Below are 1,811 nucleotides of genomic sequence, written 5' to 3'. Positions count from 1 at the left end.
TCCGAGCGGACACTCACAGGCTGCTTGAGAATATTAAAAAGCGATTTATTTACTTTCTTATTTCCACCCGATGTCGTTTTATGTTCCTGAATCAAATTAAAAAATATAAAATACCCTGATACAAATTAACTGTTTTCTAGTCAACTTATATCAGGGTATGACACTTAAAAAGAAGCGACCTTAACAAATAAAATTCATTGTGTCAGGGAAGCTATTAGATTTATATCCCTCTATAATAGCCTACTTAATATATTAAGGGAAAGATATTTGTATCTCCATAAAAACTATTTAAATTCTATATTAATACGATAACCAGCTAAATCAATAATTTTTTCCTTTTCCTGAAACGAAAGCGAATCATAGTCCTTACCCCATATTTTCAACGATGTTTTATTTCTTTCATCTTCGAATAATTTTATTAACTCATGCAAGCAATTATAAAAGACTCGCCAATCAGAAATCGAGAGACCATTATTATCTTTTACATCTACTCTCATATACACTCCGGCACCTGATACTTCTAATTCTTCCCCCTGATTGATATTACGCCTAGTAAAAATACGTTTTCTACTCGCACTATCAGGATAAAAAATATAATCTACAGCCAAACCGCGAATATCAGATAATTGAGTAGGGATATTTTGTACTTTTATATGCCCTCCTTCATACAGATCAATATTAAAAAAGTACCGATCAGTTTCTCTTAACAGTTCAGCTTCATCGTTATAACCCAACAAACACCAGCCGATTGTACTATCTGGCAAATTAACATTAGTAAATACCGCCATTTTCACGCTACCTTTTTTAAGTAACAAAGAATCATTTAATAATATACATAATTTAGGGAAAACATGATTGTCGTCCACAAAATCATAGCCATTACGAATTAATCCAGGTAAATCAGTGAAAACTATTTTAGGATGAAATTTTGCATCAACTATTAGTTTAATTCCATATATAATTGAAAAAAACAACAAGATTAATAAACAAGCTACTTTTCTATTTCGCATAACTATTTAAATTTATCCATTGGTTACCAGGCTTCCAAGGTGCATATATATAAACTTTAGCATTTGGTGTCGCCATTATTAAACTTCTTGCAGCATTAATATCAGGTGCCGATGGAACAAAGTCCACATTAGGATTCGTACCTGTATGGCTATGAGCATCGTATACTTGATTTTCAAGTTTGTAATCTTCCCCTAAAACAGAGAAACTAGGCGCTTGACTATTCTGATGAAGAGTACCGACAACAGAATTTCCATTTTTATAGTGCGACAAACTCCATTCAACATTAGACGTTTTTGATGCAAAAACAAACAAATTCTTTGCATCTACTTTCGAACGTGTTATTGCTACATGTCCTTGCCTCATTGTAGGAACAACTTCAACACTATATTCACCTTTACTCACTCTTCTTATTATTTTCCCTTCCAAAGGAACAGCCTTATTTTCAATATTACTTTTTCCTGCTAAAACTGGAAGGATATTTTTATCACTCACTGTTACATTTTCGTCTTTCCCCTGCTGATTGATTTGTTCCAATCAATCGATCTGGTTTGGCATCAGGTTTATTAACCGGCCTAATATTACCATTAGTATCGATTCTATAATCTCTTGGAACCATACCTGTAGGATCTATTTTTCGTATCGGATTATTCAAACAATATGTATAGGAACTCCAATTGTAGAATTTTTCACTTAATGGATCCACCACATGCCATCTTCCCAACACCGCATCATAATGTCTCGCCCCATAATCATACCAGTCAAGACCACCTTGTCTATCCAGTTCCTTACCGTTGTACTTG

At 33.6% G+C, this 1,811-nt stretch carries 3 protein-coding genes; all 3 read right to left on the bottom strand.

Annotated elements, in window-relative coordinates; genetic code table 11:
• Nucleotides 1–284: 284 nt before the first annotated feature.
• Nucleotides 285–1,010, bottom strand: coding sequence for a hypothetical protein (locus tag I2I04_RS23065; RefSeq protein ID WP_195655944.1), 726 nt, complete (start codon nucleotides 1,008–1,010; stop codon nucleotides 285–287).
• A complete protein-coding gene (locus tag I2I04_RS23060) occupies nucleotides 1,000–1,545 on the bottom strand; it encodes a JAB-like toxin 1 domain-containing protein (RefSeq protein ID WP_195655943.1) in 546 nt (181 codons plus the stop codon). The genes I2I04_RS23065 and I2I04_RS23060 overlap by 11 nt, the downstream gene beginning before the upstream one ends.
• Nucleotides 1,496–1,811 (bottom strand): RHS repeat-associated core domain-containing protein (locus I2I04_RS23055; RefSeq protein ID WP_195655942.1); only part of this gene is annotated, 316 nt, incomplete at its 5' end. The genes I2I04_RS23060 and I2I04_RS23055, both read right to left, overlap by 50 nt.

It is taken from the genome of Bacteroides sp. 1001136B_160425_E2, assembly GCF_015559655.1.
Taxonomy (GTDB): Bacteria; Bacteroidota; Bacteroidia; order Bacteroidales; family Bacteroidaceae; genus Bacteroides; species Bacteroides luhongzhouii.
This window is presented reverse-complemented; position numbering and strand designations above follow the sequence as displayed.